The organism is Maribacter spongiicola (assembly GCF_052119685.1).
In the GTDB taxonomy this organism is placed as follows: domain Bacteria; phylum Bacteroidota; class Bacteroidia; order Flavobacteriales; family Flavobacteriaceae; genus Maribacter; species Maribacter spongiicola_A.
In genome coordinates this window covers 213229-220547 of sequence record NZ_JBGQOO010000006.1, presented here as the reverse complement: position 1 = coordinate 220547, position 7319 = coordinate 213229, and the positions used below count along the sequence as shown (strand labels likewise).

The window sequence follows — 7319 nt, the reverse complement described above, 5'->3', positions numbered from 1 at the left end:
GTTTTTCATCGTGACAGTTTGAATTTAAAGTTAATAAATTCGAATTATGAACTGTCCTATTTTTTGGGAAGCCTACAGAAGCATACGAGAAAATTGAATTCACAGAATCAAGTATTGTTCAGTTGAACAAATCTGTAAAATTTATTCATGATAATCTTGACACGCTTTATTCTTTTGGCTGTTCAAGAGATAGTGAATGTGATTCTACTTCTACAAATGACAGAAATTATGTTTATTTAAATTCACATTTAATTGAAAAGAGTGTAAATACCAACGACCTAAAATATTGGAATAAATTAACCGAAATTACCACGAAGAAAAACACCTATAAAATAGACGAAGTCAACTTTAGTAGAGACAAGGTTATAAATTTTTCTAATTTTAAAACTGAAACCAAATGCGATACCACAATAAAACATAGTTTACTATATTTACCTAAAGGTATAATACTGAACAAAAGAGGCTATTATGTAGAACATTCTTATTCTGAAAAGCTAACTGATAATTGGGTTTATATAATTACTAAATGCCTTTATAATGGTGACCATTGCGAATACATAATGGAGAAATAAAGTTATACGACGCTTTATTAAAATTAATAAGGGTGTGCTCTTACCGCAAATTATATGGTGTTTTCAATCCAATTTATATTTAAAAAAAAATTTACGATTGAGTAGAATATATGAAACTACGCAAAGCAAGTTGTAACGCACAAGAAATAACGTTGTCAAAATCAGAAATCGTTTTTTTTAAAAAGCATTTGCATAAATCAATACTTGATATAATACTTACGCTGCTATACTTTTTTATAGTTTATTCATTTCTATTTTTCATTGCTGATAAACATGGCGTTAGTTCGATAGATAATCATGGTTTTTTTAAAGTATTCTCTTGGCTGTTTTTAGTAACAGGAACAATTGCCTTTTTAATGATTAAATATTTAAAAATTTATGAATTAAAAGTAGATTTAAAAGAGAAATTGAAGTTGAGAACACATGGCACTGTTAAAAGGGCAGGTAGTTATAAAGATGAATATTATTTAATACTTGTAACTGGTAAACCTATTAGATTACGCTCTCGAAAACAAAGTTTTTATCACTTATGTAAAGGTGATAAAATTGAGTTTGAAGCATATAAAAATTCATCAGGCTTTGTATATCATCATAACTAGACTATAAAATTAAAATAAACCAGCAATTCAATTAGCTAAGGGCAGCGAGACAGGCTTTATGCTAAAGCCCGCAACATACCAATATTAAAAACTACTTATGTCTAACAAACCAGTATTATTATTTACTTTAATTTTCATTCTTGCAATTACGAAAACATATGCAGGTTGGTATAAGTGTTACACCTATAAGGGAACCATAGGAAAATCTCCCATAACACTTTCTATTCAAGTTACAGAGGGCTATTTTGGTATAAAAGACAAGCAAGGTTTTAATGTTAATGGTGTTTATAAATATGATAAATACAATAATCCCATTAAACTGGAAGGCATCTTAAAAAACAATAATATTCAACTCTACGAAATCTATGACGATAAAAAATCTGCTATTTTAGAATTTAATATATCAGAAGATAGTGTTATTGGTACTTGGCGAAGCTTACAAAATCAAAAAACTATACCGTTAAAATTAAAATATATATCTAAACTCATAGATACCTCAGATGATAATGTATTTGAAAATATAGAAATTTTACAAATAAACACTCTTAAAGATTATTACTTTGTTGGTATTTATTCCAAAAATAAAAATGAGGAAAGAGCTCGAATGTTAACGTTAGAAATTTTTAATAAACGAGATAATTCATTATTTCAAGTTCTTGATTTTAGCGATTTAGACTTTGGTGTAGGTAATGTTATTACAATAATATATCAGAATATAGAAGCTAATAGTTCCACAAATAATAAATTAGATATCTGGTGTGATGTTGGAAGAATGGGTGGATGGTTCTCACTTTATTATGATGATCATAAAAGACAATTTATTCCAAATTATGAGCTAAATCTAGATGGAGAATAACCAAAAAACCGTAAATATATAATGAATAAACTATTTGTTTTATTTTTATTAATGTCATTGAACATGACGTATGGCCAGGTTCTTCAGAGTGGCCTTATTTTACCAGAAGAAAATGATGATAATGAAATATGTTGCATTTATTCACCAAAGAACGGCTTCACTGTTTATAGTGAACCAAATGGAGAATCAATTGGTCTATTAACAAAAAACGTATATCAGAATATTGGAGACCAATCTCCTTACAGAATCTACTTTGTAGACCAAAAAGACAATACAGAAACACAAATTGAATTACAATACTTTCGAGAAATAGGATACGAACTTTGGGCTTTGACCTATACCGAGAGACAAGATGAATTCGTTAAAATTAAGTATAAAAACAAGAATTTTTGGTTAAAAGAAAGTGAGCTTCATGAAGTTGGTTTCCAGTTAGTTGAATGGCAATCTTTTATTACTGATAATGTTAATAATCTTTTGGGCTTTTATGCTAATGAACCTGGATTAAATTTAAGAGAAAAACCAAATACTAATGCAAGAATAATTAAAACCCTAAAAGGAGATAACGTTCAAATTTTACCAACAAAAGAACACAATGGTCTATGGACAAAGGTCAAAGTAATTATTACTAAAAAACACCCTTGCAAAACTGACTTAACAGAAGAAGAAAATAGAATGGAAGAATTAGAAGGATGGGTAAAAATTATAGATGATAGTGGTCTTCCCAATATATGGTATTATTCTCGTGGATGTTAAAAAATTGGCTTGCTACTATTGCTTTATAAATATGCTTTTCGGAACATTTTTTAATATGCGAGAACGAGGTGACGGATTAATAAAATAAATTTTATTCGTACTAACCTATAACTTACTCGCGTTATAAAAAGACACAATGCACAAAATTTAAAATAATTCTATGAGATTAACCCTTTCAAACATTTTAATCATTGCAGTTCTTTCTTATTTTTTGATTGCCGATGGTCAAATATTAAAGGGTAATTATCAAGAAAACACCTTTGAACATCTGATTGAGAAAAAGGTAATTTCAGATAGTCTAAATTGGAATAGAAAAAAAGCAAAAATTACGGTTGTTAATGAGATTTATGGTAGAAAAAACTTTTATAACAAAGTCCTTTTAGGGGTAGAGTACAATTTTAAAACTTCAACAAATCGCAAAGCCTATAACCTCATAGAAATACCATACTTGCTACTCATTGGAACCACAAAAAAAGTTGGTGACAGTGTTGATATAATCTATAATGACAACATAGAATGGTCAGAAAGAATTAATGCAATTTATTTACCCTCAAAAAAAGATTTATTAGATAAAAAGATGATAAGCGGAATTAGACTAATGATCATGCTTATTTTCTTAGTACTGTTTATACGTGATGAAAGAAAAAAAAGAAGCCTTAAGCATTACTACTGATTTCCAGTTAATACCTTATTATGAAAAAATTTATAAGAATCGCAGTATATATAGTATCCTGGTCCGTTATCATATATGCATCAATTTTGACTTTAAAATATGCAAAGGCTGCAATATGTAAAGAACTAGACAAGTTTTTTATAGAACTATATATAGTTTTTTCAGGGCTTTATAGTGCCTTATCCATTATACCTGTATTTTTACTTATAGATTACTACATATACATTCCAAAAATTAAAAGGAGAAGCCTATTAAACGTTGCTCGCATTCTAACACTTTTATTGATGATTACGGCTGTAGCAGTTATTGAATATTTCTTTTTTTAAGCATAAAAATTTCTTACGAACCCGTGTACTTCCCTTTCTTTTTCACTAGTATAAAATGCAAGAACCACAATATAATTTATTACTAGAAAGACTCAAGATAAGGCAACTTTTCGCTCGATTGTAAAAGCTGTAATTCTATTAAAAAAGGAAAGTTAATTCTATAACAGCCACCACTTAGTTTGTTTAATGCCTAATCACTCGTTTAACTTCATTCGCTTTCCATTATATCCATACAATTGCGATTGCTGTCGTTAGTTTCGAAGATGTATCACATATTTTACAAATTAAAAAAGATTGGTTGGTTATTGATTTTTGAGGTAATTCTCTTCTGAGTTCAAATAATGACTAGTTAACCCATTAAAAATTAGAGCGATTATAGATCCCGAAATAAAATTAAACATGTAAAATTGTAGATTTATTCTTAAATAGAATATTCGCTAGATACTCTTTAACCACCAAAACAAAAGATAAACGTACTCTGGTACGTTTATACGTACGTTAACAAAAACCACCTAGGCGTACTTTCTCACTCAAATAAAAAGTCCGATTAGAGATGTAAGTCCCGATTTTTTTTTACTTTTTCACCAATCTATGTTTAAATAGATTTCACCCCTAATCAAACTTATTAATGAAGGCTGAATATCCGTAAGGAACTTGACCTTAATAATAAATTTTATGGCTTTTGTTTAAATAGGAATAATCTATTTAATAAATTAATCCCAGTCCATTTTCATAACTCTCAATGCTTATTATTTTTTTTAAAAAAATGCTTGGAATAAAAAAATCGAAACACTAACCTCTATGTTTTTTTCACTAAATTGCTAACTAATAGAAAACTAAAACTGCATACGTTTTTGCATACGATTTTATAATTTGATAGCGGCTGAGCCCAATAAAACCGTTGGAAATTTTCCATACGAGGAGCTCATAACCCGAAGGTCGCTGGTTCGAGTCCAGTCTCCGCTACTAAGAAAAAGCCTCTGAAAATTCAGAGGCTTTTTTTATGCTCAAAACTTTTGAAAGACTTAGAGTATTTTTAGGCTTGACAGCAATTATCTACTATCCTATGAAACATAATATATTTAGTACACTACTCAGCGCATATAATTTCACAAAAATAGCTTACTTCAAATCGGGCACAAAATCTGGCTAATTTAATATTCTATGGACTAAAAAAAACTATGAGGACGAAATGATTTTGCCATATGTTCTTGTGGCAATACCCCTACCTCATAGAACTAAACATATTATAAATTCTTAAAGATTTCATTTAACCTAAAATGCCATATTTAAACCTTACCAATGGTCATCAACTCCCCCCATTGCGTGGTAAACCGCGGACTGCGATGTTCTTTAATTAGTGCCCACTCTTTACTTCGATTACCTACCGTAGCGACCTTAATTTTATTCTTACCATACTTACCGTTTAGATTATCGATTAGATTGGTAATAACATCACTCTCGCTCTTATGCGGATTATCGAACATGTTGGTCTGAACCTCGTTTCGGTGCACTAACTGTGTTAAGTTTATACCCACTTTTTTATAGCGATACCCTGGTTTAAATATCTGCCGCAAACCTTTCAAAGCTTCTTTTGTTAGCTTAATAGTGCTATCGGTCGGTGTATCTAGATTTATACTAATACTGTTTCTATACTGCTTATCTATCGCACTATGTTGATTGGTCTGTAATGAAATCTCTAGTTGAGCGGCTAGACTATGTTGCTGCCGCAATAAATCTGCCACTTCGGCTACATAATAACTACAAGCTTCCTCTATTAGCGAGTAGTCGGAGAGCTTGAATCCGAATGATTTCGCAGTTCCGATACCCTTTTTAGCATTTGCTTCGGTCTCCAATTCTAAACAAGGTATATTATTCAATTCTCGCCATAAACGCTCACCGATAACGGTCATTTCTTTTCTTACCCAAGCTACGGGCATATTGGCAAAATCCAATGCTGTATGTATGCCATTGTTTTGAAGACGAATAGCATGTTTCTTACCTATTCCCCATATATCCTTCACTTGAAGGTTACGTAATAAATGCTGCCTTTTCTGCTCACTATCTACCACATAGACATTGTTGTTTTTCGGGATTTTCTTAGCGTACTTATTAGCTAATTTCGATAACGATTTTGTCTTAGCAATACCTACGCCCACGGGTATTCCTGTATTTTTATAGACCGTATCTTTGATGGTATGGGCAATTGTAGTGTAGTCATCAACCTTAATACATCCTAAATCTACCCAACTTTCGTCAATACTATATTCTTCTACTCTTGGCGAAAATGTCATTAAAGTATCCATCACCCTTCTAGACATATCACTATACAAAGTATAATTCGATGAGAAATAGGTAACATCGTTATCATCAAGCAATTTCTTTATCTTAAATATGGGCTGAAACATGGGGATTTCGGTCAACGCCTTTGCTTCTTTATTTGCCGCAATAATACATCCGTCATTATTACTTAAAACAACTACTGGTCTGTTGATCAAATCTGGTCTAAATACTTGTTCGCATGAAGCATAAAAACTATTACAATCTACTAATGCTATCATAATACCGACTTTATTATAAAGGTGAGTACTCCCCATATATTCAATTCAGCGTCATTAATTTTATCTATTCTAACAATTTTGAAGCTATCATCTACGGCAGCTAATACGAGTTGATTTAATTTCGGAGTCAACGATTTATCGACAATTAAAACATCGTTCTTAAAAGCACCGAACTCCCTATATTCATCATCTGCTACCCTTATAAAAAAAGTGGAAGATGAATTGGATACCAACACTTCGTTCAAATCGATTCGAGGTTCACTATAATGCGTTGCAGGACTCGAAAAACCTGTCTGCGTCGGACTTTTGACCCTATGATTATTATCAGATTTTTTAATCAAGTGTTTATCTTCTACCATCATAACTTAAAACATAATTTATTTTCGTTCCCTTACCCAAAAATCATTCGGAACATTCCAAAAGCCCAGTACCGGCATTATATAACATACTACTCGCGATGGGTATTTATAATATAGATTAACATCGTGGGTATCGGTCTCATACTCGACAAAAAAACCATCCATTGATATTGGTTTATTTTCGAACAGCCCATTATCCTTTAAGGCGCATTCATAGCGCTCCTTCCCTATCTCCTTTAAAAGAGCTTTTATGGAAGTGATATCATAATTTCTAAACACTGTTTTGGACATTGTCCAAATTTCAGGATATATTCCAAATAAAGTAAATCATTTTCGAAAATATTATTAACAATGGAGCAGAAAAATAAAAACCACCTTAAGGCAAGAGGTTCAACCAAATCTAAATAACAGACTTTGAAAGGTATTGAAGAACTTCAAAAACTCAATTGATGTAAAATATATATCATGAACAATAATAAGGAGTAAATTTTTAGAGGTTTTAAGAATGTAAAAGCGGTTATTCAATCAGGTTAATTATTAACCAGTTAGAGTTATCAAGCTTAAAATCGCTTTCATAAATTGACCCATATTAAATCTCTTCTTACGTAAAGACTAAGATG

Annotated in this window: 8 protein-coding genes; 5 read left to right on the top strand and 3 right to left on the bottom strand. The window is 30.9% G+C overall.

The genetic code is table 11. From position 1 onward, the window contains the following. Positions 1 to 122: 122 nt before the first annotated feature. From ACEN2N_RS11975 to ACEN2N_RS11955, 5 genes are all read left to right on the top strand, one after another. Positions 123 to 572 carry a hypothetical protein gene (locus tag ACEN2N_RS11975; RefSeq protein ID WP_441824544.1) on the top strand — a complete coding sequence of 150 codons (450 nt, stop codon included), beginning with the start codon at positions 123 to 125 and terminating at the stop codon, positions 570 to 572. Between the two features lie 152 nt (positions 573 to 724). Continuing rightward, on the top strand, positions 725 to 1171 hold the full coding sequence (locus ACEN2N_RS11970; RefSeq protein WP_441824543.1) for a hypothetical protein: 447 nt from the start codon (positions 725 to 727) through the stop codon (positions 1169 to 1171). Between the two features lie 97 nt (positions 1172 to 1268). Next, positions 1269 to 2027, top strand: a complete 759-nt coding sequence (locus tag ACEN2N_RS11965) for a hypothetical protein (protein WP_441824542.1) — start codon at positions 1269 to 1271, stop codon at positions 2025 to 2027. Positions 2028 to 2048: 21 nt separating this feature from the next. After that, on the top strand, positions 2049 to 2780 hold the full coding sequence (locus tag ACEN2N_RS11960) for an SH3 domain-containing protein (protein WP_441824541.1): 732 nt from the start codon (positions 2049 to 2051) through the stop codon (positions 2778 to 2780). 160 nt (positions 2781 to 2940) lie between these two features. Beyond that, positions 2941 to 3453, top strand: a complete 513-nt coding sequence (locus ACEN2N_RS11955; protein ID WP_441824540.1) for a hypothetical protein — start codon at positions 2941 to 2943, stop codon at positions 3451 to 3453. A 1615-nt stretch (positions 3454 to 5068) separates the two neighbouring features. Here ACEN2N_RS11955 and ACEN2N_RS11950 read toward each other — a convergent pair. The 3 genes from ACEN2N_RS11950 to ACEN2N_RS11940 are packed head-to-tail and all read right to left on the bottom strand — an operon-like array spanning position 5069 to position 6990. Continuing rightward, positions 5069 to 6340, bottom strand: a complete 1272-nt coding sequence (locus ACEN2N_RS11950) for a Y-family DNA polymerase (RefSeq protein ID WP_441824539.1) — start codon at positions 6338 to 6340, stop codon at positions 5069 to 5071. Further along, a complete protein-coding gene (locus tag ACEN2N_RS11945; RefSeq protein WP_441824538.1) occupies positions 6337 to 6702 on the bottom strand; it encodes a S24 family peptidase in 366 nt (121 codons plus the stop codon). The genes ACEN2N_RS11950 and ACEN2N_RS11945 overlap by 4 nt, the downstream gene beginning before the upstream one ends. A 15-nt stretch (positions 6703 to 6717) precedes the next feature. Beyond that, complete coding sequence (locus tag ACEN2N_RS11940) at positions 6718 to 6990, bottom strand: hypothetical protein (RefSeq protein ID WP_025614893.1); 273 nt, start codon at positions 6988 to 6990, stop codon at positions 6718 to 6720. Positions 6991 to 7319: the final 329 nt, after the last annotated feature.

Coding starts and splice junctions, on each gene's coding strand:
- ACEN2N_RS11965 (WP_441824542.1), top strand. CDS start 1,269: ATGTCTAACAAACCAGTATTATTATTTACTTTAATTTTCATTCTTGCA.
- ACEN2N_RS11960 (WP_441824541.1), top strand. CDS start 2,049: ATGAATAAACTATTTGTTTTATTTTTATTAATGTCATTGAACATGACG.
- ACEN2N_RS11940 (WP_025614893.1), bottom strand. CDS start 6,990: ATGTCCAAAACAGTGTTTAGAAATTATGATATCACTTCCATAAAAGCT.
- ACEN2N_RS11950 (WP_441824539.1), bottom strand. CDS start 6,340: ATGATAGCATTAGTAGATTGTAATAGTTTTTATGCTTCATGCGAACAA.
- ACEN2N_RS11955 (WP_441824540.1), top strand. CDS start 2,941: ATGAGATTAACCCTTTCAAACATTTTAATCATTGCAGTTCTTTCTTAT.
- ACEN2N_RS11945 (WP_441824538.1), bottom strand. CDS start 6,702: ATGATGGTAGAAGATAAACACTTGATTAAAAAATCTGATAATAATCAT.